At 56.5% G+C, this 283-nt stretch carries 1 protein-coding gene; it reads right to left on the reverse strand.

Annotated features, from left to right (window positions below; all coding sequences use genetic code 11):
* The coding region (locus E1297_RS00315) for a DUF4116 domain-containing protein (protein WP_155132542.1) at positions 1–283 on the reverse strand (283 nt) is incomplete at both ends.

The raw sequence follows: 283 nt of genomic DNA on the forward strand, positions 1-283 counted from the left end.
GGAGGTCTTTCGGCACATATTGCAACGCCTCACCGTATTGCCCCACCGTCTCAAGGCAGACCTCATGTATTCGGAATTTTTCCGGCACATATTGCAACGCGCTGCCGTCTTGCCTGACCGCTTCGAGACACATCTCCGGTGTCTGGAGGGGTTCCGGTACATCTAGCAATGCCTCGCCCTCCTGTCTCACCGCCTCGTGACACATCTCCTTAGTCCGGAGGGCTTTCGGCACATATCGCAACGCCATGCCGTTTTGCTTCACCGCCTCAAGGCACATCTCCTT

The organism is Roseibium sp. RKSG952 (assembly GCF_009711355.1).